This is a genomic window from Streptococcus caledonicus, assembly GCF_042656225.1.
Classification (GTDB): Bacteria; Bacillota; Bacilli; order Lactobacillales; family Streptococcaceae; genus Streptococcus; species Streptococcus caledonicus.
In genome coordinates this window covers 14206-37637 of sequence record NZ_JBHSOJ010000015.1, presented here as the reverse complement: position 1 = coordinate 37637, position 23432 = coordinate 14206, and the positions used below count along the sequence as shown (strand labels likewise).

Genomic DNA, 23432 nt, shown 5'->3' with positions numbered 1-23432 from the left:
ACTAATAAAGACTATTCTAGGGGGAAACTCATGTATACTACATTACTAACCGTTCTATTAATTTTATCAGTCGTATTGATTTTAGCTATTTTTATGCAACCACAGAAAAATCCAAGTTCAAATGTTTTTGACAGTAGCGGTTCAGAAGCTCTTTTTGAACGTTCAAAACCTCGTGGCTTTGAAGCTTTCATGCAACGTTTGACAGCAGTATTAGTTTTCTTGTGGCTAGCTGATGCTTTAATCTTGGCAATCTTGTCAAGTCGTTAATGATGAAGATAGATAGAAATGGGCTGGTATAACAGTCCATTTTTTACAGTTTTTTTACCCTCATTCACTAATGAAAGGATTATTTAGCTCATTAGAGCTAGACAAGGAAAGCAACTTTTGGGAATGTGAATTCAATAGATGACTTTATTTGTGTTACTAATCTTATTTCACGAATAGTAGTAAAAATAAGGTCAATGACGAATTGAATCATCACAGCATTACTAAGAAAAATTCCTTGATAATAATGATATGAAAGAACAGATTATAACTTATTTAAAGGAGCAGGGCAGATCAAATGTCAATGATCTTGCTGAAGCTCTTGATATGGCAGGAAGTCAAAAATTTCCTGCCTTGATTAAAGAAATTTCTAAAATGGAGAGCCAAAAGGAACTCCGCTTTTCAGACGATGGGACCATCAGTCTGCGTAAAAAGACAGATAAAAAAGAGCAAATCACTATTCAAGGTACTTTTCGGGCTAATAAGGCAGGTTTTGGTTTCCTTTTTGTCGATGAAAATGAAGACGATATGTTTATCGGAAAAAATGATGTTGGCTATGCCGTTGATGGAGACCAAGTTGAGGTTGTCATTAAAAAGCCATCAGATCGTCTTAAAGGCACAGCGGCAGAAGCGCGTGTTGTTGGGATTATAGAACGCAGTCTCAAAACAGTTGTTGGGAAATTTATTTTAGATGATAAAAAGCCTAAATATGCCGGTTACATCAAGTCTAAAAATCAAAAAATCCAGCAAAAAATTTACATCAAAAAAGAACCTGTGGTATTGGATGGAACTGAAATCATCAAGGTGGATATTGACAAATACCCAACACGAGGTCATGATTACTTTGTAGGGAATGTCCGTGATATTGTGGGCCATCAAGGTGATGTCGGCATTGATGTCCTTGAAGTGTTAGAGTCCATGGATATCGTGTCTGAATTTCCAGAGGATGTTTTGGCGCAAGCTAATAGTATCCCTGAGGCGCCGACTGAAAAAGATTTGATTGGTCGTGTGGATTTAAGAGGAGAAACGACTTTTACCATTGACGGTGCGGATGCTAAGGACCTAGATGATGCGGTGCATATTAAATTACTGGACAATGGGAATTTTGAACTTGGAGTTCATATTGCGGATGTTTCCTATTATGTGACGGAAGGCTCTGCCTTGGACCGTGAAGCGATTACGCGTGGTACATCGGTCTATGTGACTGACCGTGTGGTCCCAATGTTACCAGAACGTTTGTCAAATGGGATCTGTTCCCTTAATCCTAATGTTGACCGCTTGACGCAGTCGGCCTTGATGGAAATTAATCGTCAAGGTAAGGTGGTTAACTATCAAATTTGTCAGTCTGTCATTAAGACCACTTACCGTATGACTTACATCCGTGTTAACGATATGCTTGCCGGTGATGAGGAAGCTCTTGCAGAGTATGAAGCTATTGTTCCGAGTGTTCGTTACATGGCGGAGCTGCATAACATTTTGGAAGAAATGCGTGTCCGCCGTGGTGCCTTAAACTTTGATACTTCTGAGGCTAAAATTATCGTTAATGATAAGGGGATGCCGGTTGATATTGTGGTGCGTCAGCGTGGCATTGCAGAGCGGATGATTGAATCCTTTATGTTAGCCGCAAATGAGTGCGTTGCTGAGCATTTTTCAAAACACCATCTGCCATTTATTTACCGTATTCACGAAGAGCCTAAGGCAGAGAAATTGCAGAAGTTCATTGATTTTGCAAGTGTGATGGGGGCTAAAGTTCAAGGAACGGCTAACAAGATGACTCAAGCTGCCTTACAACAATTCATGGCAAGTTTCGATGGTAAGCCAGGGGCAGAAGTTCTCAATATGATGTTATTGCGCTCTATGCAACAGGCTCGTTATTCTGAACACAATCATGGGCACTACGGGCTTGCGGCAGAATACTATACGCATTTTACGAGCCCGATTCGCCGTTATCCAGATCTTTTAGTACACCGTATGATTCGTGAGTATACTAAAAATGCCTCTCAAGAAGTTCAAGACCATTTTGCTCAAGTTGTTCCAGAATTGGCGACTTCATCTTCAAATCTTGAACGCCGTGCCATTGATGCGGAACGTGTCGTTGAAGCCATGAAAAAAGCTGAATACATGGAGGAGCATGTTGGCGAAGAATTTGAAGGGATTATCTCCAGTGTTGTTAAATTCGGCTTGTTTGTGGAATTACCAAACACCATTGAAGGTCTGATTCATGTGACAAGTCTCCCTGAATTTTATCATTACAATGAACGAAACCTCACACTTCAAGGCGAGAAGTCAGGCGTTGTCTTCAAAGTCGGTCAGCCGATTCGTGTCAAATTGGTTAAGGCGGATAAGGAAACTGGTGATATTGATTTTGAGTATCTGCCTAGTGACTATGATGTCGTTGAAAAGACTTCTAAATCTGATAGACATGAACGCCGTAGCGGTCGTTCTAAGGGAAATAGCAGAGCTAATCGTGATGAGAAGCGTAGTACAGAAGAAAAGAGCAACCACTTTCGAGGGGGTTCTGGCAAGCGGAAATCATCTGATAAGCGCAGCCATTCTTCCAAAACAAAATCCAAAAAGGCCCCCCTTTTTTATAAGGAAGCGGTTAAAAAATCAAGTAAGAAAAGGAAAAAATGATGCCCAAAGGACTTTCTGATAACGTTCTTGCGCAAAATAAAAAAGCAAGGCATGATTATAGTATTGTAGATACATTTGAAGCAGGAGTAGTTCTGACAGGAACAGAAATAAAGTCTGTTCGTGCTGCTCGTATCCAGCTTAAAGATGGTTATGTGCAAATCAAAAACGGGGAAGCTTGGTTGGTCAATGTGCATATTTCACCTTTTGAACAGGGAAATATTTGGAACCAAGATCCCACTCGTACCCGCAAGCTACTTCTTAAGAAGAAGGAAATTGCCAGATTGGAAAATGAATCAAAAGGAACAGGTATGACCCTCGTTCCCCTCAAGGTTTATTTAAAAAATGGCTTTGCTAAAATCCTTATCGGATTAGCTAAAGGGAAGCACGATTATGACAAACGCGAGTCTATCAAACGTCGTGACCAAGAACGTGACATTAAGCGCGTCATGAAAAGTGTCAATGCAAGATAAATTGAGTAAACCAACCAAAAGGCTAAGAAAAAATCTCAAAAATAGAAAAAGGCTTAGAATGACGTTGTCAAGAAATGTTGATTTTAAGCCTTTTTCTACTATGTAATTTTATCAGTAAGAGTTAAATCTGAGTTTTACCTGTCTCATTGGCTTTATTTTCATGATTTTGAGTCATCGAATGGCTTATTTCTTAAAAATTAAAAATTTACTAATCACGTAATTGGTGATAACAATTAAGACTTGGCCGATTAAGGCGACAATGGAATCAACAGTATCAATATTGTGATTAACAAACTGACCAATGATTTCAGGAAATTTGTCAACTAAAAAGAAAGAAAGGAAGACATCAATTCCCATAGAGGATAACCTAGCAATAAAAAACTTGATAAGCCTTGCAAGCCATCCTTTTCTTTCTTGAGCAAAAACCCAGATATCATTGAGTGCAAATGCTGCTAAAATAGCTAAACCATTTGCGAAAATAGTTGAGGTAATAACATGATGACTGAGGCTAAAAATTAGTTTTCGGGTTAGAAAATAAAAGATTGTTGTCAAAATACCAGCAATCAGATACTTAAAGAGATCATTTTTTAAAACATTATTAAAATACTTCATGGTATAAGCATATCAAAAATCAATAAAAAATACGATTTATAGAACAATTTGTTTTTAAAGTTACAGAAGTAATACAGGAAATATGATCATCTCGTAATAAAAGTGTCGATCTCCAATAATTGTTTCAGCACCACTCTAACCATTTGAGGATTATCAGATAGAAAATGATAAACTGATGATGTGCAATATAAAAATATGAAAAGACATACAACTATATGTGGTTAGACAAGGCTTAAATGTTTTTTGTGCGTTTGTTGTGAACAAAGAGCTTTGATTTGTCAAAGAAATTCAAAGTATGGTATAATAACTTGATGTAAATACTTTTCAATAAAGGAGTTAAATGAAATGAAAAAAGTTTTTACCCTAGTATTTACCTTAGCAACTGTGTTTTTTTTAGTAGCTTGCTCAAAAGGTAAAAACAGTAAACAGGTATCGTCAGAACAAGAAGTGACAACAGCTAGTGAGACAACAACAATAACAGAAACTAAAGAAACTTATAAAAAATCGCAAGAGATAAATGGGGGAAAGCAAGATATTTATATTGATTTAACCTATACAGGAGACACTTATCAATCGCTTGTTCTTCGGTACGAAACGATTTATGAAGGTGAAGCTTTAGCGAATTTTCAAGCTCAAGGACGTGAAGCAGTTGAAGCTAGCTTTAATGAGCATCTTGAGGCTCTAATACCAGGAATTAGTGCGATTAAAGATTTAAAAGGTGTTGACGTCAAATCAACTGTCGATGAGAATTTTGCTTGGAAATTGACAGTCTCGTTAGATCCTAATGTTGTTAATTTTGAAGATCTTGCAACAAAAGGAGATACTTTCGCTTACTTAGCAAAAATAGAAAAGATGCCACCAAGTCAATTGATTGCTGGATTTAGCATTATTGGTTTTGAAAAAGTACCGCAGTAAAGTATAAAAAGCAACGGCAAAGGTTGCTTTTTAATTTGTTTTTATGATAGAATATTCAAGTTGCCTAGCAACCCTTGGTGCTTAGTTCTTCTTTCGCCAAGCATATTACACACGTTGAAAGATCGTCATGTTGATCTTTGGGACGTTAAAGGAGAAAAAAACATGAAAAACTTAACGATTCGTGACTTTGTCCAAGTCACTCTTGTGGCTGCGCTTTACGTTGTATTGACTGCAACCCCACCCCTCAATGCTATTGCTTCAGGCATGTACCAGTTCCGTATGTCTGAGATGCTGAACTTTCTTGCCTTTTATAATCGCAAGTATATCTGGTCTGTGACGATTGGCTGTATGATTGCTAATGCACCATTTGTTAATCCGATGAGCCTCGGAGCGCCAGATATTTTGATTGGCGGGCTATCAACCCTTATATTTGTCACCCTTGGTGTTATCTTGTTTGATCAATTCAAGAAGAAAGAGGTATTTGGTGGGCAATTTATTCTTGGACACTTGTTCTTTGCTGTCTTCTTTGCAGCAACCATGTTTACCATTGCCTGGGAATTGAAAGCCTTTCTTGGCTTGCCATTTTTATCAACATGGGCATGGCTCTTTCTTGGAGAATTGTCGTCACTCATTTTCGGAGCCTTTATTATCAAAAAGGTCGGTGACCGTATTGATTTGACAAAGTGATTATATTAAAAGAAGTAGCGCGAGCTACTTCTTTTGGGTACGACGGGCATGTCGTATATCTGAGGTGCAAGTCCTCCGTGGGCACCCGCTGAAGGTAGAACCCAATAGCGACTATGCATCCTGACTATCGTGAGGTAGCGGATTAAAACGGTCTGGGGATAGACTGTTTTAAGTCTGACGTTAGAAATTGTGACCGTCAGAGGAAGGGATAGCGAAATCGTGGCTCTACGAACAGAAACGTGGTATCATCAAGGCGTATATAGGGGATGAGGAGGCCCAAAACTCTAAAGTCCAAAAAGGTAGTCGTAACCTATGTGCGTCAATCACGAGAGTAAACGAGGAAAGATGTACGACTTAGCCCGTGAGGTCTCATGAGCGTCAAAGACGTAATAACAACGACTACTCATGAGAAGTCAGCCGAGACCATAGTAGTGGAGAAACTTCTGTAATGGAAGTGGAGCGAAGGGCGAACAATTAACCGAAGTATACCTACTTCACTTGTGTCTGTAAAATGAACGGTCTGATAGAACTGGATACGGTCACGTATGGACTAGAGGAAAGTTCACTAATATAAGATGTCCCTCAGACACCGAAACAAGAACTGAACCCGCCTACGACACTGTGCGAAAAGATACAGCCTTCCTAGGTGCTTTGGCACCTTCGTCAGCTTGCCTATTTCGCTATGTGTCGCTTAACAGCTTAGTATCTTGTGAAAGGAATACACACATGTCAGAATTACTAGATAACATTCTATATCGTGAGAATGTGTTAGAAGCCTATAACCAAGTGAAAGCCAATAAAGGCTCAGCTGGAATTGATGGCATTACCGTTGAAGAGATAGACAACTATCTTCGCCAACATTGGCGACCAACCAAGGAACTGATAAAACAGAGGAAGTACAAACCTCAGCCAGTCTTACGAGTAGAAATCCCGAAACCTAATGGGGGAGTCCGTCAGCTCGGTATCCAACAGTAATGGACAGAATGATTCAACAGGCAATCGTTCAGATTATCAGCCCTCTCTGCGAACCTCACTTCTCTGAAACGAGTTATGGCTTCCGACCTAATCGGTCATGCGAAAAAGCCATCATCAAGTTACTGGAGTACCTTAACGATGGCTATGAGTGGATTGTGGATATAGACCTTGAGAAATTCTTCGATCCAGTTCCTCAAGATAGACTGATGTCACTCGTCCATAACATTATTCAAGATGGTGATACAGAATCTCTGAGTCGCAAGTATCTTCATTCGGGTGTAGTCATCAACGGACAACGACATAAAACGTTAATAGGAACCCCACAGGGAGTAAATCTATCTCCTCTCCTATCTAATATCATGCTCAATGAACTGGATGAGGAACTGGAAAAACGAGGCTTTCACTTCGTTCGTTACGCAGATGATTGTGTCATAACTGTTGGGAGTGAGGCGGCAGCTAAACGAGTTATGTATTCAGTTAGTCGCTTTGTTGAAAAACGTCTCGGACTGAAAGTCAATATAACTCAGACCAAGATTGTGAGACCAGATAAACTGAAGTATCTTGGCTTTGGCTTCTGGAAGTCATCTGAAGGCCGGAAAAGTCGCCCGCATCAAGACAGCATACAGAATTTCAAGAGAAAGCTTAAGCAACTGACCATACGGAAATGGAGCATAGACTTGGATAGTCGTATAGAGAAACTCAATTGACTTATCCGAGGCTGGATAAACTATTTCTCCATGACAAACATGAAATCTGTTATGAAAAGCATTGATGAACGCTTACGAACATGAATTAGGGTTATCATCTGGAAACAATGGAAGAAGAAATCTAAGAGACTTTGGGGACTTCTTAAATTAGGAGTTCCGAAGTGGATAGCAGATAAAGTATCTGGTTGGGGTGACCGCTATCAATTGGTGGTACAAAAGTCAGTCCTAAAACGAGCTATATCCAAACCAGTCCTCATTAAACGTGGACTGGTTTCATGCTTGGATTACTACTTAGAACGACATGCGTTAAAAGTTAATTGAACCGCCGTATGCCGAACGGCACGTACGGTGGTGTGAGAGGGGGTAGAGATTAGTCCCTACTCGATTGTTGAAGAAAAAGTTTCTTTTCGACACTTTCCTTAGGTGATGTCGGACATCAGCGACTTCCTTCGGAATTCCATGACTAATATTTGAGTCTATAGTCTCAAATATTCCGAGTGTCAGAAATCTTGATTTGTAGAGATTTCTGACACTTTCATCACGGCGGAAGTATCTTTTGATAGCTCGCTATCACTCGCAAAAATAGAAAATAAATACTTACTTGCAAAGCTCCAAAGTTTATTTTGGGACACAGAGTTTGTCTACAATCTGAAAACAGTAGCGCTGGCTACTTCTTTTGGTGTTCAGCAATATAATCGAGTTTTTCCTGTCTGGTTTTGCGTTTTTTAAACAAGGCTTCCGCAGACATGGCAGCTTGTTTGCTTGGAAAGGCTTCTTGATAAAGGAGTTTGACGGGGAGGCGTGATTTGGTGTACTTTGCCCCCTTGCCAGCATTGTGAGCCTTTAGGCGCTTGTCAATATCTGTGGTGTAGCCTGTGTAGAGGGTGCCGTCTGCGCATTCCAAAACATACATGTAAGCCTCTTTTTCAGCTTGTGGCTCAGCCTTTTTGCCAAAATAAATCTCAAAAATCTCATCGGTGTAATCTCCATTTGCCTTGTGGACAAAGAGGGGTGGAAGGATTTTGAGGCCGTCGGTTGAGCCGTCTTTGATGGCTTCGAGGAGAAGCATATTGGCCTCCTTGCCTTCTTTAGGATAGACGAACTGTACTCGCTTGGGCGCTAGGTTATAGCGACGCAAGGTGTCAATGATGTCTAAAAAGCGATCGGGACGATGCACTATAGCGAGACGACCGTTGGATTTGAGGGCGTGGCGAGCGACCTCGCAAATCTCATCCAGATTTGTGGTGATTTCATGGCGGGCAAGGAGATAATGCTCAGAAACATTCTTTTTAGAGGTTTCGGTTGCCTTGAAGTAAGGCGGGTTGCAGAGGATAAGGTCAACTTGACTACGTGGCACATAATCCAGAAGATGTTTCAAATCATCGTTAATCATCGTCACCTGATCTTCTAGCTGATTCAGCTGAATAGAACGCTTTGCCATGTCAGCTAAACGTGGCTGTAATTCAACGAGCTTAATCGGCGCCTTGGTTTTTGTGCTGGCAAAGAGACCCACTGCACCGTTTCCTGAGCAGAGGTCAACGATGAGACCACGGCTAGGGATTTTGGGAAAACGAGATAGCAGAACGCTATCAATAGAGTAGCTGAAAACAACCTTATTTTGAATGATCTTGACATCGGTAGAAAAGAGCTGATCAATACGCTCTCCTGTTTTTAGAATCTCATTAGTCATACTTAACATTATAACAAAAATTTGGTAAAATAGAGTGTTAAATCTTGTTAGGAAAGGAAGCAGCTCGTCGTTTGACAAGCTCTAGATATACAGATGTTTTATGCCTATTTACGTGGATTAGTGATGTTTCTCCTTTGGATTGCCAACGGTAATGCCTACTTCCATAACACGGATAAGATTTTAGATAAGGATGAGAATTACATTCTCGTTGCTCCACATAGGACTTTTTGGGATCCTGTTTACATGGCGTTTGCGGCACGTCCAAAGCAATTTATCTTCATGGCTAAGAAGGAATTATTTACTAATCGCATGTTTGGTTGGTGGATTCGTATGTGTGGAGCTTTTCCTATTGACCGTGATAATCCTGGACAAGAAGCGCTGCGCTATCCTATCAATACCTTGAAAAAGGGTAACCGTAGTCTCGTTATGTTTCCAAGTGGAAGCCGTCATTCCTCGGATGTTAAGGGTGGTGTTGCTGTGATTGCTAAAATGGCTAAGGTCAAAATCATGCCAGCAGCTTACCAAGGTCCTCTGAAATTTAGCAACTTCTTAAAAGGGGAGCGTGTAGATATGAACTTTGGTAACCCTATTGATATCTCAGATATTAAGAAAATGAATGATGAAGGGATTGCAGAAGTTGCAAATCGCATTCAGTCAGAATTTGACCGTTTAGATGCTGAAAATGCTAGCTATTCTAATGGTAAAAAAGTGAACCCTTTGTCCTACCTCATTCGTATCCCAGCTGGGCTTGTAGCGCTTGTTGTGGTACTCTTAACCGTTATCTTTAGTTATCTCGCTAGTTTTGTTTACAAACCTTGGGAGAAGAAAGGATAGCTTGTTATTAGTTGAGCAGAAATTTAAATACATTGAAAATCTTCTAGTTTTAGGAGATTTTTTTGTATTTTTCGAATTATAAGGTAAGGAGGCTTTTATGCGAGAAAAAAGTATCATTATAATTGTTGGTTTGTTGCTTATGGTCATTTTATCTTATTTGATAATGGTGCAGTTGGGGACGATGTTACTGCTACCTTCTCTGACCCCTAATGTGGTATTAACAACTTAGGAGGGATTATGGAAACAATCATTGAAAAGGTAAAAGAACATCCGATTCTCTCTGGTGTAGGTGGAGGAGTGCTCATTTTGGTGTGTTTTGTTGGTTTTCTGATGCTGAAACCTAAGGAAAAAGCGCCAGCTTTTCCAGTAGTAGAAGAAGTCACGCAAGTAGTAACAGAAAAGCAAGATGAGAGCAACTCAGCTATTTCCCAGGAAAGTGATAAAATCCTTGTGGATGTTAAAGGTGCTGTCGTATCTGAGGGGGTTTACGAACTTGCTCAAGGTGATCGGGTTCGTGATGCTATTGAAATGGCTGGCGGGCTATCTCAGGAAGCGGATAAAAATTCTATCAATTTAGCTCAAAAATTAGAGGATGAAGCCGTCATCTATGTCGCTAAAGTAGGTGAAGTTGAAACATCAGTAGCAATTTCTGTAGTTTCAGGAAATAAAGAAAAGGGTTCTGATAAAGTTAACCTTAATAAAGCTTCCATCTCAGAATTAACAAGTATTTCAGGTATTGGTGAAAAGAGAGCGCAAGATATCATCTCTTATCGTGAAGAGCATGGAAAATTTTCAAGCCTGGATGAATTGACAAATGTATCAGGTATTGGTGCAAAGACCCTAGAAAGATTTAAAATGGAGCTGACTCTTGATTAAGCGACTACCGATTCCAGCATTTTATTTAGCCTTTCTTATGATTTGGCTTTACTTCGTCCTTGTTTTTAGAGAAAAGCTGGCACTATTTGGTCTAGTTTTTCTGTTAATGTGCTGTTTTCGGTTTTATTCTCTAAAACAGTTTGGTCAGGTGATTCTTATTCTAGGACTTTTTGCTTCCTATATCGTTTTTCAAGAATGGAAAACATCTCAAAAAGAAGAACATGCTCCGCAGACGGTACAAAGATTACAGATTTTATCTGATACGATTTCGGTTAACGGTGACCGCCTATCTTTTAGAGGACATTCGAAAGGGCAGACTTATCAAGCGTTTTATAAATTGACTTCTGAAAAGGAGCAACGCTTTTTCCAAAACCTAAATGGTAGTATTGTTTTGGATATTGAAGCTAATTTAAGCATCCCTGAGAGGCAACGCAATTTTAATGGATTTGATTATGCAGCTTATTTAAAAAGTCAAGGTATTTATCGCTTGGTTCAGATTGAAAAGCTACAAAATATTTACCCAGCAACTCAAATCACCTTTTTTGAATGGATTAGAGAGTGGCGACGTAAAGCAATTGTGTTTATTTATAGTTCTTTCCCTGCACCGATGAAACATTACATGACGGGGCTTCTTTTTGGACATCTTGGTAAGGAATTTGAGGAAATGAGTGACCTCTATAGTAGTCTGGGAATTATTCATTTATTTGCTTTGTCGGGCATGCAGGTCGGATTTTTTATTGGTGGTTTTCGTTACCTTCTTTTACGGGCTGGAATGAGAAAAGATTGGGTTAATTGGTTAACTTTACCTCTTTCTCTGATTTACGCAGGTTTAACGGGTTTTTCTGTTTCTGTGATTCGTAGCCTCCTTCAACTCAATTTGGCAAATTTTGGACTTAGAGGACTTGATAACTTTGCAACAACCGTCATGGTAATGTTTCTCATCATGCCTAGCTTTCTTCAAACAACTGGAGGAGTACTCAGCTTTGCCTATGCCTTTATTCTAGCAATGACTAATTTTGAAGTGTGGAAATACCCACGTCTGGCAGAAATGTTGGGCGTTAACATTGGTATTTTACCAGTCCTCATCTGGTATTTTTCTAGTTTTCAACCTCTTGCTATTGCGCTAACTGCCTTGATGTCTGTGCTCTTTGATGTAATAATTCTGCCTTTGCTCAGTCTTGTTTTTATCTGCTCGCCTGTCATTAAGCTAACGTTTGTCAATTTCCTTTTTATTTTGTTGGAAAAAGGGCTGACGCTAGTTGGGCAGGTCTTTGATAGACCTATTATATTTGGAAGCCCAAGTTTGGTGATTTTTTTGTTCAGTCTCATTTGTCTAGGCTATCTTTATGATAGTTCTAGCAGTAAAAAAAGGGTGATTAGACTTAGTCTAGTTTTAGCTCTGCTATTTTTTATCACTAAAAATCCGATGACAAATGAAGTGACGGTGGTAGATATTGGCCAAGGAGATAGTATTTTTCTGCGTGATATGAGAGGGAAAACCCTACTGATTGATGTTGGTGGCAAGGCAAAATTTACTCAAAAAGAAAGATGGAAAAATGGTACCAGCGATGCGAATGCTGAGAGGACACTGATTCCTTATCTGAAAAGTCGGGGCGTGAGTCATATTGATCAAGTGGTGTTGACCCATACCGATACGGACCATGTGGGTGATTTAGAAGTGGTCGCCAAGTTTTTTTCTATTGGTGAAATTATTGTCAGTCCAGGTAGTTTGACAGTTCCTAATTTTGTCAAGAGATTGAAAACCTTACGCATTCCGGTTAAGGCTATGTTAGCAGGTGATACTATTTCAATTATGGGAAGTCAGCTACAAGTCCTTTATCCAACGATGATTGGAAATGGTGAAAATAATGATTCTTTGGTGCTTTACGGTAAACTTTTGGATAAGACATTTCTCTTTACAGGAGACCTTGAAGAAGGAGAGTTAGAATTGATCCAGAGATATCCGAAGTTACCTGTGGATATTCTCAAAGCAGGTCATCATGGGTCAAAAGGTTCTTCTCATCCAGAGTTTTTAAAACATATTGGAGCAAAAGTGGCTCTTGTTTCGGCTGGAAAAAACAACCAGTTTAACCATCCTAATCCAGAAACTTTAGAACGGTTTAAAAAAGAAAATATGACAGTCTATCGAACGGACCAACAAGGCGCTATTCGTTTTTATGGATGGACTAATTGGCAAATAGAAACGGTGAGGTAGCGACAGGTTACTAGGCTAATAGTTATTGGGTGACAACAGTTTTAGACTACAATAAAAGGTATGGAATGATGTTTATCAAAACGTTGATTTCGTACTTTTTGCTATATTCATATTTCAAGAGAAGGAATGAGATTTACTAGCTTGTCTCTCATTTTTACGATTATATAGAATTCTAGGAGTAGCCACCGTTTATCACTATTGTAGAAATTAGCAATATTAGCAGTATTACTAAAAATTAATAGAGTGTTAAAATGATTGATAGTTTCATTAATGTTGTTTTATATTTATAACTATAAAAAAAAAACAGAATAAGCATAACAAAAAATATATAGTTGATTTATTTGTTCGGGTTTTGTATAATGTAACCGTATTAAAAATTCGGAGGAATTAAAATGTTTGGAAAAAACAGAACTCGAGAGAATGCGCAACGTTTTTCAATCAAGAAGTATAGTATCGGTGTTGTCTCTGTCCTTTTAGGGTTAGCTTTCCTAGGTGGAACAATTGTTCAAGCAGAGGAGCCAACCAATTTGGGAAATCAGCTTATACAGCCTAACGCTAACACCTCTCCACAAGGTTTGGAAGAAACCCAACCTGTTTCTTTGACGCCAGAACCTAATGCAGTATCAGATATTGTTTCTCCAGAGGTAGTTTCAGAATCACTTAATACCCCAGCACCAGTTGTCGAATCAGAAGTTCTTCAATCATCAGTTGTTAGCGTAGAAGATTACCAAAAAATGACTGCTGATAAGAAAGAAACCACTGTTGAGGGCTATATCACAGGATCTTTGAAATCAGGAAATGCTTATGGAAATGAATATTCTAACCTAGCTCTTGGTGCCACAAAGGATGCTGAGGCAAAGGACACCATTCCAGTTCAACTCGTTAGCAAGTCAGAGGTTAGAAAAAATTTCAATGTGAAAGATAATCCAAGTTATATTGGGAAGAAAGTTCGAGTAACTGGCATTTCAGAAACCTATTTCAATAAAATTGGCATAAAATCTACGAGCAAAATTGAATTAGTTGAAGATGGTAGTGTACCAGTAGAAGATAAACCTATTGAGCCCCCAGTTCCATTAGAGCCAGTAAGTTCAAATCTTACCCCAATCGCTCATTTGAGAACATATGAGCAAGGTAAAGAATATAGTTTTTTAGGAAAAGTCATCAGCCCTGTCAATGCTTGGGGTGGCCAAGGATTTTACGTTCAAGATAAGTCTGGCGCAGGAATTTATGTTTATCCTAAACAAGACCTATCGTTCAAGCAAGGTGATGTTGTAGAGTTGACTGGTACCCTGTCCAAATACGGCAGTGAGTTACAGGTTGTTGATATTACAGCAAGTAAAAAAATTGCAGGTGACATCAACACGACACTGACGACATTAACAATTCCAACATTGAGTGCTGATAAACAGTCTACACTAATCAAATTAGAGAATGTCAAAGTTGGAACGATTTCAAATGATTCCTTTGATAACGCGACTTTTGATGTCACTGACAAGGATGGCAAGGTTGTTTCTGTGCGTTTAGACAGTCGTTCTGGCTTCACAGCAACGGCTCTTAGAGAAAAAATTAATACTAATGACGAGATTCATGTCACAGGGATTTTATCTAGTTTCAAAGAAGCCAACCAAGTAAAACCTTTCTCTCTTGACCATTTTGAAATTGTGAAAAAAGCAGAGCAGGCCCCTGTTCTTGAAGTAACCGTTGCCCAAGTACAAGGAGAAGGGCATGTCTCTCCTTTAGTTGGGAAACAAGTCACAGTTAAAGATGTCGTTGTTACCTACGTTGAGAAAGATAATAAATTCTATGTGCAGGATTTAGTCCCTGATGGTAATGCTAAAACTTCTGATGGCATTGCTGTCTTTTTACCAAAACATAAGGTCAAAGTTGGTGATAAATTGGAAATCACTGGTGAAGTTGAAGAATATTTAGGTGACGGTTATTCGGATAAAGCTGAAACTGACCTTACCGTCACTCAAATCAAGGCAAATGAAACAAGAGTTGTAGGGACAGCAGAAGTGCCTAAGGCCATTGTTTTAGGTGAGGATAGAGTAGCTCCTACTAAAATTATTGATGATGATGCTTTTAAAGAGTTTGATCCAGAAAATGATGCCCTTGATTTCTGGGAATCGCTAGAAGGACAGCTGGTTACTGTAAAAGGAGCAAGAGTCTTAGGTCCACAAAGATACGGTGAAATCTATGTTGTACCAGGAAATGACACGACTAAGAAAAATAATTCAGGTGGTATCACCTTGCAAAGTGATAGCTACAATCCACAAAAAATTGCTCTTCTGACAACGAATCGAAAATTTGTCGCTAAAGCAGGGGATTATTTCGGTAAAGACATTACAGGACCAATTTCTTATTCGTACACTAACTATAAATTGTTAGTCGATAATAAGGCCTTGGAATCTCATCAAGATGGTGGTTTGAAGCCAGAAGTTAGCCGCATTGTCAAAGACCCTGCAAAATTAATGATTGCATCTTATAATATTGAAAACTTCTCTGCCAATAAAAAAGGTACAAGTGATGAGAAAGTAGCAAGAATTGCGAAATCCTTTGTCTCTGACTTGCATTCTCCAGACATTATTACCCTTATAGAGGTTCAAGATAATAACGGGGAAACTAATGATGGTACGACAGATGCGACGAAATCGGCACAACGTTTGATTGACGCCATTGCCGCTTTAGGTGGCCCAGCTTACAAGTATATTGACTTTGCACCTGAAAATAATGCCGATGGTGGAGCACCTGGTGGTAACATTAGAACAGGTTTCTTGTACAATTCTGAAAGAGTTAAATTATCTGATAAACCAGCAGCCCAGCCAAATGAATCAGCAACTTGGGAAAATGGAGAGTTAAAATACAGCGTCGCAAGACTAAATCCAACAAGTCCTGTATGGGAAGGCACACGAAAAGTTCCAGTAGCTGAATTTGAATTTAATGGTGAAAAAGTTGTTCTGCTAGGGTTACACTTAAATTCTAAACGCGGTGATATGGGCGTCTTTGGTAAGGTTCAACCACCACAGTTCAAGTCAGAAGCCAGACGTCATCAGATGGCAGAAGACATCAAAGTATTTGTAGAGGCTGGATTTGCTCAAAATGAACGAGCGAATATCGTTATCCTAGGGGATTATAACGATTATGAGTTCACTAAGACTCTATCAATTATTGAGTCGGCAGGACTTAGAAACCTTGTGAAACATCATGAGGAATCAGATCGCTATTCTTACTTCCATCAAGGAAATAATCAAACTTTGGACCAAGCTATGATTTCAGGCCACCTAGCTGATAATTATGAGTTTGATATGGTTCATGTGAATGCTGCCTTTATGGAAGAACATGGCAGAGCTTCGGATCATGACCCATTGTTGCTGCAAATTGATATCAGAAAAGTCAATGAAGTGCCAAAAGATTTTCCAACAGTGGATAAGAAACCTGAATTGACATTACCATTATCTTTGACATCTAAAAACGAGAAAATTAATGCTCCTCATGCGCAAACAGAGGTGAAACCATCACCGGTTGTGAAAGAAGGGCAACAAACAGCAGGTGGAGCGAAACAAGATATCTTTAACGTTTCAAAAGCAGAAAGCCTACCAGCATTGTCAGACTCAGATGAACACGTTATGCTAGTCGTAGGAGCAAGTATTCTCTTGAGCAGTCTTGCCATTGCAAGTCATAAACGTAAAGAATACTAAGCAGTTTCTAAGAAACACTATTTGTGTATCTGATAAAAATCAAAAGAGACCAAATTCTAAGTAAGGAATAAGGTCTCTTTTTTATGTTTGTGAGAGATTCATAGTTTATATCTGTCAACATTTTAGCTGTGTCTTTGGACTTTTATTGGTCTGCACCTGCTTTTTCCAATAGAAAACGAGGAATAAAAAGACTTGCTAGGATACTAGCCAACCCAAGCCAAGTGATAATAGCCATGATCCACGTTCCAGGAGAAAAAATAAATTGCCCAAAGAGGATGGCTAAAACACCACCCCAAAACGTTAGAATATTCAGAACATTATCTTTAATAATAACGACATCACTATCTGATACAGAAATTCTAGATTTTTTACTGCCGCGAACGGTGAGCAAACTTTCAGATGTAGGAAGACTCAAGTCAACCTCCTCATTTTCCATAATACGAGCAACAATTTTCCCATTCAGCTTCAGGTAAATAGGAGCAAAGGCGCGAATATACTTCGTACGACGTTTAATGGTAATAGACATGATAAACCTTTCGAGATTACTTTTCCTTATTATAGCGTGAAACGAAAAAGAGGGCAAGGAAGAGGGTGATGTCGTGAAGAGGCATGAGAAATTTAGTGCGTAAATTTTAGAAGAATTCTCCATTGTATACTCTGCAGAGTGGGCCTATTTTTGCTTTTTATATGTTACAATGAGAGATAACGAAACAGAAGGTACTTAACAGAATAATAGATGATTATTTGCTTTGTACGAGGTGACTGATGAATACACATTTAAAGAAATATTTAGAAATCTATGAAAAATTTCCTTTAAATGCTTATTTTTCCAAAGTGCAAAGGAAAGTTCGTCACAAGATGATGACTAGTTGGGAAAAAGAAGTGGTAGACGAGTATCCAAGCTTAGACGAGCTGATGGATTTTGTGACTCAGTATAAAAACAACATTCACATTACGCCACAGTTTTTTCAAAAATTTCAATATGTGTGGAGAGAAGATTTTAACCATGGCTATCAGTTTTCTGAATTTTTATTGGAAATGGATTTAGAGGAATTGATATGGAAATTTGACCTTTCATCTATGCATTTGGCAAATCAAGTCTTAAAACGTAATCAAAATCATGTCAAAGCCTTAAAACTTAAATTAAAACTGTTAGTCCGTTACCACGATTTTTGCTTACACGAACTTCCTTGGGGAGTATTAGTAAAAGGAAATAGAGAAGAAGAATTAAACTCAGTAACAGAGATGGAAGAAACGGCTAAGAAACTCAATTTTCAAGCTAAAAACTTTGAAATATTATGCCATAATTGTAAACGGTATTATCCACTCTGGTTTGAATATTTAGAAGAAAAAACTAAATGTAGCTTTAAAGAGTTTTTAGAGCTAAAAGGTGTAGATACCGAGAGTATTCATCTACCTTATACAATAGTTTAGAAATGTTAACCTTTGGAATGAATAGTATGAATAATGAGTGATTATTATCCGAAAATGTTTCTTTTTCGAGAGCTTGCCCGAGGTGCGCTTTTTTAACTTTTTATATGTTATAATGGAAGTTAGAAAGCGGAGGCGAAATTGGCATTCCTAAAATAGAAATTGGTGACATTGTATGATTAAATTAATCGCAACAGATTTGGACGGTACTTTTTTGACGAAGGAGCATACTTATGATAAGACTTTATTCGCAAAGGTTTTAGATAAGTGTGAAGATCGAGGGATTTTATTTACGGTGGCTAGCGGTCGCCCTATGTTGAGTGTGCAAAGGTTATTTTCAGATGTCCTATCTAGGATTGCCATTATTGCTGAGAACGGTAGTGTTGTTTCCTACAAGGGTAAAGTGATTTCAGAGCATTTTATGAGTCCTGAGCAATATCTGGCTGTGGCAGAGCAACTTGAAAATCTTTCAGATTGTCATGGCTACCTACTTTCAGGACGGGTAGGTGCCTATGCTCCGTTAAATACCAGAGATGTTTATTTTAACCGTGTTTCTGAATTTTATGAAAAAACACAGAAAATGGATTTAACTCAAATAACTGATGACATTTACAAGTTAACTGCTCAGTTTTCAGATGATTTAATTTTGGAACATAGCAGAGCCTTGACTGATAAAAATCCTAGCTTATCAGCTGTAGTGACTGGTTTTGGAGGAATGGATATTATCCTAGACGGTATCACAAAGGCAACTGGTTTAGAAGACCTGTGTCACTTTTTGGGGCTAAATGTTTCAGAGGTAATTGCATTTGGGGACAACTTTAACGACGCAGAGATGTTGTCGTTTGCAGGTACAGCTGTTGCTACCGCCAATGCGCGTGAAGGTATTAAAGAAATAGCCGATAAAGTGATTGGCTCTTGTGAAGATGGTGCCGTATTGACTTACTTAGAAGGAATGTTAAACGAATGACTGAGATTAAATTACTAGCCTTGGATATGGATGGGACCCTTTTTACAACTGATAAAGCCATTACTGAAGAAAACAAACAGGCTCTGAAAAAAGCGCAAGAATTAGGGGTTAAGATAGTTATTACCACAGGACGCCCTTTAAAAGCTATTATCCACGTTTTAGAAGAATTAGACCTTTACAATGAGGATAACTATAGTATTACCTTTAATGGTGGTTTAGTTCAATGCAATAATGGGGACATCTTAGATAAAAGTGACATGACTTTTGAGGAATTGGAAATCATTTACCGGCATATAGAGCCATTAGGACTACCTATGGATGTTATTAGTGATGGGACGGTGTATAGCATTGCTAGTCGTGGCAATCATTCACAGTACTATCAAGCTAATCCTATGTTGACTTTTGTTGAGTTAGACAGCCTTAATGAATTATCGAGAGATATCATTTATAATAAAGTAGTGATTGTGACAGATGCTGATTTTTTAGATAGCCAAATTCCTAAAATTCCAGCTCATCTACATCAAGTTTTCGAGATTTTTAAATCACGTGAGATTATTCTTGAAATCATGCCAAAAGGTGTTCATAAAGCAGTTGGACTTGACCTTTTAGCAAAGCATTTAGGGTTAAAGGCGGAGCAGGTGATGGCAATGGGTGATGAAGAAAACGATATAACCATGCTAAAATGGGCTGGTTTAGGTGTTGCTATGGCGAATGGCTCTGCTATTGCCAAAGAAAGTGCTAAGGCAGTCACAACGAAAACGAATGACCAATCAGGAGTTGCTGAAGCGGTCAAAAAATATATCGTGAATGGAGAATGTAATGGGCTTATTTGATAAGTTATTTGGAAACAAAGAAGAAAAAGCTGTCGAGGAAGTGGCAGAGGTAGCGAGTGAAGAAGTTGTTGATGCTGATAATGACGAGCAAGATGAATTAGTAGTTGAGAAAATATCAGAAGAAGTCTCAGAAGAAATCATTGAAGCATCAGCTGAGCAAACGCAAGCAGTTGATAATGCTTTTTCATCTGTGATGGCAGACTACTATGCTAAAAAAGCTGCTGCCAAAGCTGCTGCTGAAAAGGGTGAAGAAATTCATTTTGAAGCAGTTGAGACACGAAAAGTGAGTGAACCAGCTCCAGTTATAGAAGAAACCTTTGTTGAAACAACAGAGGAAAAATATAACCGAAGTTTAGAAAAAACACGTACTGGTTTTGGAGCTCGTCTCAATGCTTTCTTAGCCAATTTCCGTCGTGTTGACGAAGATTTCTTTGAAGAATTGGAAGAATTGCTCATCCTGTCAGATGTTGGTGTTAGTGTTGCAACTAACTTGACTGAGGAGCTTCGCTATGAAGCTAAGTTAGAAAAAGCTAAGAAACCAGAAGAACTCCGTCGTGTCATTATTGAAAAATTAGTAGACATCTACGAAAAAGACGGTAACTTTAACGAGAAAATCAATTTCCAAGATGGTTTGACAGTCATGCTCTTTGTTGGGGTCAATGGTGTCGGTAAGACAACGTCTATTGGTAAACTTGCCCATAAATATAAGGCGGAAGGCAAAAAAGTCATGCTCGTTGCAGCGGATACCTTCCGTGCTGGTGCCGTTGCTCAGCTTGTTGAGTGGAGCCGCCGTGTGGATGTGCCAGTTGTTGTTGGTCCAGAAAAAGCTGATCCTGCCTCAGTTGTTTTTGATGGTATGGAAAAAGCTGTCGCAGAAGGAGTAGACATCCTTTTGATTGACACTGCTGGTCGCCTGCAAAACAAAGATAATCTCATGGCAGAGCTTGAAAAAATTGGTCGTATTATCAAACGTGTTATCCCAGAAGCACCCCATGAAACCTTGTTGGCTCTAGATGCCTCAACTGGCCAAAATGCCCTCAGCCAAGCCAAAGAATTTTCAAAAATTACACCATTGACAGGACTCGTCTTAACTAAAATTGACGGGACTGCCAAAGGTGGGGTTGTCCTAGCCATCCGTGAAGAATTGGATATTCCTGTGAAACTCATCGGCTTTGGCGAGAAAATTGATGACATTGGACAATTTAATTCAGAAGACTTTATGACCGGACTTCTCGCAGAAATTTTATAAGAACTAGAAAAAGATTGCTTAGGCAGTCTTTTTTGACTAAATGAATGATTTTAAGAGGAAATAAGTGCTTTGTAACAACTGAAAACATTTACATAAAGATTAGAACAGTCATTTTTTTAAAAATGTGATACAATAGTTAGGTTAAAAATAAGAGTAAGAGGATTTTATGATAAACTTAAGAAATGATATCCGTAACGTAGCCATTATTGCCCACGTTGACCACGGAAAAACAACCCTCGTAGACGAGCTTTTGAAGCAATCGCAAACACTGGATGAGCGTAAAGAACTTGAAGAGCGTGCGATGGACTCAAACGATATTGAGAAAGAGCGAGGTATTACAATCCTTGCGAAAAACACAGCAGTTGCTTATAACGATACTCGGATCAATATCATGGATACCCCAGGACACGCGGACTTCGGTGGTGAAGTTGAACGTATCATGAAAATGGTTGATGGCGTTGTACTTGTTGTAGATGCTTATGAAGGAACAATGCCTCAGACACGTTTTGTGTTGAAAAAAGCTCTTGAGCAAAACTTGACACCAATCGTTGTTGTTAACAAAATTGATAAACCATCAGCACGTCCAGCAGAAGTTGTGGATGAAGTTCTTGAATTGTTCATCGAACTTGGAGCAGATGATGATCAGCTTGAATTCCCAGTGGTCTATGCGTCAGCGATTAATGGAACATCATCACTTTCAGATAACCCAGCTGATCAAGAAAAAACAATGGCACCAATTTTTGATACCATTATTGAGCACATTCCAGCGCCAGTTGATAACTCAGATGAGCCGTTGCAATTCCAAGTTTCCCTTCTTGACTACAATGAATTTGTAGGACGTATCGGTATTGGGCGTGTTTTCCGTGGAACTGTTAAAGTCGGTGATCAAGTTACCCTTTCAAAACTTGACGGTACAACTAAAAACTTCCGTGTCACAAAACTTTTCGGTTTCTTCGGTCTGGAGCGTAAAGAAATCCAAGAAGCTAAAGCCGGTGATTTGATTGCTGTTTCTGGTATGGAAGATATCTTCGTTGGAGAGACAGTAACACCAACAGATGTAATCGAGCCACTTCCAGTTCTGCGCATTGATGAACCAACGCTTCAAATGACTTTCTTGGCAAATAACTCACCATTTGCAGGTCGTGAAGGTAAGCACGTGACATCACGTAAAGTTGAAGAGCGTCTCATGGCGGAACTTCAAACAGACGTCTCTCTCCGTGTTGAAAATACAGAGTCACCAGATAAATGGATTGTATCAGGTCGTGGAGAGCTTCACTTGTCGATTCTTATTGAAACAATGCGTCGTGAAGGTTATGAACTTCAAGTTTCAAAACCAGAGGTTATCATCAAAGAGATTGACGGTGTGAAATGTGAGCCATTTGAGCGTGTTCAAATCGATACACCAGAAGAATATCAAGGTTCAATTATCCAAGCCCTTTCAGAGCGTAAAGGTGATATGCTTGATATGCAAATGGTCGGAAATGGCCAAACACGTCTTATTTTCTTGATTCCTGCTCGTGGTCTTATCGGATTCTCTACAGAATTCTTGTCAATGACACGTGGTTACGGTATCATGAACCATACCTTTGATCAATACCTTCCATATATTGATGCTGAAATTGGTGGTCGTCACCGTGGAGCTTTGGTTTCTATAGACCAAGGTAAGGCAACTACTTATTCAATCATGCGTATTGAAGAGCGTGGCACTATCTTTGTCAACCCAGGCACAGAAGTGTATGAGGGAATGATTATCGGTGAGAATGCACGTGAAAATGACTTAACTGTTAACATCACAACTGCTAAACAAATGACTAATGTTCGTTCAGCAACAAAAGACCAAACAGCAGTTATTAAAACACCTCGTATCTTGACTCTTGAAGAATCTATCGAGTTCCTTGACTACGATGAGTACATGGAAGTAACCCCTGAATCAATTCGTCTTCGTAAACAAATTCTTAATAAAAACGAACGCGAAAAAGCCAATAAAAAGAAAAAACAAGCTGAATAATAACAGAATGAGTTATTATAACAGCTTAGAAAGGAACTAAATACGGGTTTTAGATAGCGACATACTTTATTTTATCATTATGTTTTCTTTGTCTTAGCTCTCGGTGTTACATTTTATGTTCTATTTCATTGTAGCTGTTTTAATCATCCTTTATTATTTTTTTAGAGCTCCAAAGACCATAAAAAATACCCTTAGTATGATTTTATTGGTCGGTCTGCTTGCTTTATTAATCGTTTTAGCTGGAATGACATTTATGAAAATTCTTCAGTCGCCGCCAGAATTGTTTATCGTCCTTGGGATGCTAGGTTTGGCTTACCTAACTTTAAGAGATATTAAAAATCTTTCAGAAAAATAAACTGATGCTCAT

The 23432-nt window shown here is 38.8% G+C and carries 19 protein-coding genes, 1 pseudogene and 1 riboswitch; of the genes and pseudogenes, 17 read left to right on the top strand and 3 right to left on the bottom strand.

Going from position 1 to position 23432, the window contains the following annotated elements:
- Positions 1 to 30 precede the first annotated feature (30 nt).
- From secG to smpB, 3 genes are all read left to right on the top strand, one after another.
- Positions 31 to 267, top strand: coding sequence for a preprotein translocase subunit SecG (secG, locus tag ACFPQ3_RS02005; protein WP_156806379.1), 237 nt, complete (start codon positions 31 to 33; stop codon positions 265 to 267).
- 249 nt (positions 268 to 516) lie between these two features.
- The gene (rnr, locus tag ACFPQ3_RS02000; RefSeq protein WP_156806378.1) at positions 517 to 2898 is read left to right on the top strand and encodes a ribonuclease R; all 2382 of its coding nucleotides are present in this window, start codon (positions 517 to 519) and stop codon (positions 2896 to 2898) included.
- The gene (gene smpB / locus ACFPQ3_RS01995) at positions 2898 to 3368 is read left to right on the top strand and encodes an SsrA-binding protein SmpB (protein ID WP_156806377.1); all 471 of its coding nucleotides are present in this window, start codon (positions 2898 to 2900) and stop codon (positions 3366 to 3368) included. Before rnr ends, smpB begins: the two co-directional genes overlap by 1 nt.
- Positions 3369 to 3551: 183 nt before the next feature.
- Here smpB and ACFPQ3_RS01990 read toward each other — a convergent pair whose 3' ends face one another.
- Positions 3552 to 3980: a GtrA family protein gene (locus ACFPQ3_RS01990; RefSeq protein WP_156806376.1), complete on the bottom strand. Its 429-nt coding sequence runs from the start codon at positions 3978 to 3980 to the stop codon at positions 3552 to 3554.
- A 345-nt stretch (positions 3981 to 4325) separates the two neighbouring features.
- On the opposite strand from ACFPQ3_RS01990, the gene ACFPQ3_RS01985 reads away from it, so the two are divergent.
- The 3 genes and pseudogenes from ACFPQ3_RS01985 to ltrA all read left to right on the top strand — a co-directional run bounded on the left by ACFPQ3_RS01985 (position 4326) and on the right by ltrA (position 7585).
- Positions 4326 to 4895: a hypothetical protein gene (locus ACFPQ3_RS01985; RefSeq protein ID WP_156806375.1), complete on the top strand. Its 570-nt coding sequence runs from the start codon at positions 4326 to 4328 to the stop codon at positions 4893 to 4895.
- Between the two features lie 42 nt (positions 4896 to 4937).
- A riboswitch (PreQ1 riboswitch) is annotated at positions 4938 to 5060 on the top strand.
- On the top strand, positions 5058 to 5582 hold the full coding sequence (locus ACFPQ3_RS01980) for a QueT transporter family protein (RefSeq protein ID WP_156806374.1): 525 nt from the start codon (positions 5058 to 5060) through the stop codon (positions 5580 to 5582). (Overlaps the previous riboswitch by 3 nt.)
- 726 nt (positions 5583 to 6308) lie before the next feature.
- Positions 6309 to 7585: pseudogene (ltrA, locus tag ACFPQ3_RS01975) on the top strand (group II intron reverse transcriptase/maturase).
- 346 nt (positions 7586 to 7931) lie between these two features.
- On the opposite strand, the gene ACFPQ3_RS01970 reads toward ltrA, so the two are convergent.
- The gene (locus ACFPQ3_RS01970) at positions 7932 to 8954 is read right to left on the bottom strand and encodes a GIY-YIG nuclease family protein (RefSeq protein WP_156806373.1); all 1023 of its coding nucleotides are present in this window, start codon (positions 8952 to 8954) and stop codon (positions 7932 to 7934) included.
- Between the two features lie 93 nt (positions 8955 to 9047).
- Here ACFPQ3_RS01970 and ACFPQ3_RS01965 point away from each other — a divergent pair, with 93 nt between their 5' ends.
- From ACFPQ3_RS01965 to ACFPQ3_RS01945, 5 genes are all read left to right on the top strand, one after another.
- Positions 9048 to 9788: a lysophospholipid acyltransferase family protein gene (locus ACFPQ3_RS01965; RefSeq protein WP_156806372.1), complete on the top strand. Its 741-nt coding sequence runs from the start codon at positions 9048 to 9050 to the stop codon at positions 9786 to 9788.
- Positions 9789 to 9885: 97 nt separating this feature from the next.
- A complete protein-coding gene (locus tag ACFPQ3_RS01960; RefSeq protein WP_269747749.1) occupies positions 9886 to 10017 on the top strand; it encodes a hypothetical protein in 132 nt (43 codons plus the stop codon).
- An 8-nt stretch (positions 10018 to 10025) separates the two neighbouring features.
- Positions 10026 to 10664 carry a helix-hairpin-helix domain-containing protein gene (locus tag ACFPQ3_RS01955; protein ID WP_198039908.1) on the top strand — a complete coding sequence of 213 codons (639 nt, stop codon included), beginning with the start codon at positions 10026 to 10028 and terminating at the stop codon, positions 10662 to 10664.
- A 37-nt stretch (positions 10665 to 10701) separates the two neighbouring features.
- Complete coding sequence (locus ACFPQ3_RS01950) at positions 10702 to 12879, top strand: DNA internalization-related competence protein ComEC/Rec2 (protein ID WP_156806406.1); 2178 nt, start codon at positions 10702 to 10704, stop codon at positions 12877 to 12879.
- 392 nt (positions 12880 to 13271) lie between these two features.
- Complete coding sequence (locus ACFPQ3_RS01945; protein ID WP_156806370.1) at positions 13272 to 16577, top strand: DUF6359 domain-containing protein; 3306 nt, start codon at positions 13272 to 13274, stop codon at positions 16575 to 16577.
- Between the two features lie 142 nt (positions 16578 to 16719).
- On the opposite strand, the gene ACFPQ3_RS01940 is transcribed toward ACFPQ3_RS01945, so the two are convergent.
- Positions 16720 to 17103 (bottom strand): hypothetical protein, encoded by a 384-nt coding sequence (locus ACFPQ3_RS01940; protein ID WP_156806369.1) that lies wholly within the window; start codon positions 17101 to 17103, stop codon positions 16720 to 16722.
- Between the two features lie 239 nt (positions 17104 to 17342).
- Between ACFPQ3_RS01940 and ACFPQ3_RS01935 the strand changes: the two genes are divergently transcribed.
- The 6 genes from ACFPQ3_RS01935 (at position 17343) to ACFPQ3_RS01910 (ending at position 23420) form a co-directional block, all read left to right on the top strand.
- Complete coding sequence (locus ACFPQ3_RS01935; RefSeq protein WP_156806368.1) at positions 17343 to 18011, top strand: hypothetical protein; 669 nt, start codon at positions 17343 to 17345, stop codon at positions 18009 to 18011.
- 172 nt (positions 18012 to 18183) lie between these two features.
- Complete coding sequence (locus ACFPQ3_RS01930; protein ID WP_232323229.1) at positions 18184 to 18975, top strand: HAD family hydrolase; 792 nt, start codon at positions 18184 to 18186, stop codon at positions 18973 to 18975.
- Positions 18972 to 19808, top strand: coding sequence for a Cof-type HAD-IIB family hydrolase (locus ACFPQ3_RS01925; RefSeq protein ID WP_156806367.1), 837 nt, complete (start codon positions 18972 to 18974; stop codon positions 19806 to 19808). The genes ACFPQ3_RS01930 and ACFPQ3_RS01925 overlap by 4 nt, the downstream gene beginning before the upstream one ends.
- Complete coding sequence (gene ftsY / locus ACFPQ3_RS01920; RefSeq protein WP_156806366.1) at positions 19795 to 21057, top strand: signal recognition particle-docking protein FtsY; 1263 nt, start codon at positions 19795 to 19797, stop codon at positions 21055 to 21057. The genes ACFPQ3_RS01925 and ftsY overlap by 14 nt, the downstream gene beginning before the upstream one ends.
- 166 nt (positions 21058 to 21223) lie before the next feature.
- Positions 21224 to 23065, top strand: coding sequence for a translational GTPase TypA (gene typA / locus ACFPQ3_RS01915; protein ID WP_156806365.1), 1842 nt, complete (start codon positions 21224 to 21226; stop codon positions 23063 to 23065).
- Positions 23066 to 23180: 115 nt separating this feature from the next.
- Positions 23181 to 23420 carry a DUF3165 family protein gene (locus tag ACFPQ3_RS01910; RefSeq protein WP_156806364.1) on the top strand — a complete coding sequence of 80 codons (240 nt, stop codon included), beginning with the start codon at positions 23181 to 23183 and terminating at the stop codon, positions 23418 to 23420.
- Positions 23421 to 23432: the final 12 nt, after the last annotated feature.

Bases quoted from the DNA above. Each gene is read 5' to 3' on its own strand.
- ACFPQ3_RS01930 (WP_232323229.1), top strand. From the start codon at position 18,184: ATGATTAAATTAATCGCAACAGATTTGGACGGTACTTTTTTGACGAAG.
- ACFPQ3_RS01985 (WP_156806375.1), top strand. From the start codon at position 4,326: ATGAAAAAAGTTTTTACCCTAGTATTTACCTTAGCAACTGTGTTTTTT.
- ACFPQ3_RS01960 (WP_269747749.1), top strand. From the start codon at position 9,886: ATGCGAGAAAAAAGTATCATTATAATTGTTGGTTTGTTGCTTATGGTC.
- ftsY (WP_156806366.1), top strand. From the start codon at position 19,795: ATGGGCTTATTTGATAAGTTATTTGGAAACAAAGAAGAAAAAGCTGTC.
- secG (WP_156806379.1), top strand. From the start codon at position 31: ATGTATACTACATTACTAACCGTTCTATTAATTTTATCAGTCGTATTG.
- ACFPQ3_RS01955 (WP_198039908.1), top strand. From the start codon at position 10,026: ATGGAAACAATCATTGAAAAGGTAAAAGAACATCCGATTCTCTCTGGT.
- ACFPQ3_RS01970 (WP_156806373.1), bottom strand. From the start codon at position 8,954: ATGACTAATGAGATTCTAAAAACAGGAGAGCGTATTGATCAGCTCTTT.
- ACFPQ3_RS01965 (WP_156806372.1), top strand. From the start codon at position 9,048: ATGTTTTATGCCTATTTACGTGGATTAGTGATGTTTCTCCTTTGGATT.
- ACFPQ3_RS01940 (WP_156806369.1), bottom strand. From the start codon at position 17,103: ATGTCTATTACCATTAAACGTCGTACGAAGTATATTCGCGCCTTTGCT.
- ACFPQ3_RS01910 (WP_156806364.1), top strand. From the start codon at position 23,181: ATGTTCTATTTCATTGTAGCTGTTTTAATCATCCTTTATTATTTTTTT.
- typA (WP_156806365.1), top strand. From the start codon at position 21,224: ATGATAAACTTAAGAAATGATATCCGTAACGTAGCCATTATTGCCCAC.
- ACFPQ3_RS01935 (WP_156806368.1), top strand. From the start codon at position 17,343: ATGAATACACATTTAAAGAAATATTTAGAAATCTATGAAAAATTTCCT.
- ACFPQ3_RS01950 (WP_156806406.1), top strand. From the start codon at position 10,702: ATGATTTGGCTTTACTTCGTCCTTGTTTTTAGAGAAAAGCTGGCACTA.
- ACFPQ3_RS01990 (WP_156806376.1), bottom strand. From the start codon at position 3,980: ATGAAGTATTTTAATAATGTTTTAAAAAATGATCTCTTTAAGTATCTG.
- ACFPQ3_RS01945 (WP_156806370.1), top strand. From the start codon at position 13,272: ATGTTTGGAAAAAACAGAACTCGAGAGAATGCGCAACGTTTTTCAATC.
- smpB (WP_156806377.1), top strand. From the start codon at position 2,898: ATGCCCAAAGGACTTTCTGATAACGTTCTTGCGCAAAATAAAAAAGCA.
- ACFPQ3_RS01925 (WP_156806367.1), top strand. From the start codon at position 18,972: ATGACTGAGATTAAATTACTAGCCTTGGATATGGATGGGACCCTTTTT.
- rnr (WP_156806378.1), top strand. From the start codon at position 517: ATGAAAGAACAGATTATAACTTATTTAAAGGAGCAGGGCAGATCAAAT.
- ACFPQ3_RS01980 (WP_156806374.1), top strand. From the start codon at position 5,058: ATGAAAAACTTAACGATTCGTGACTTTGTCCAAGTCACTCTTGTGGCT.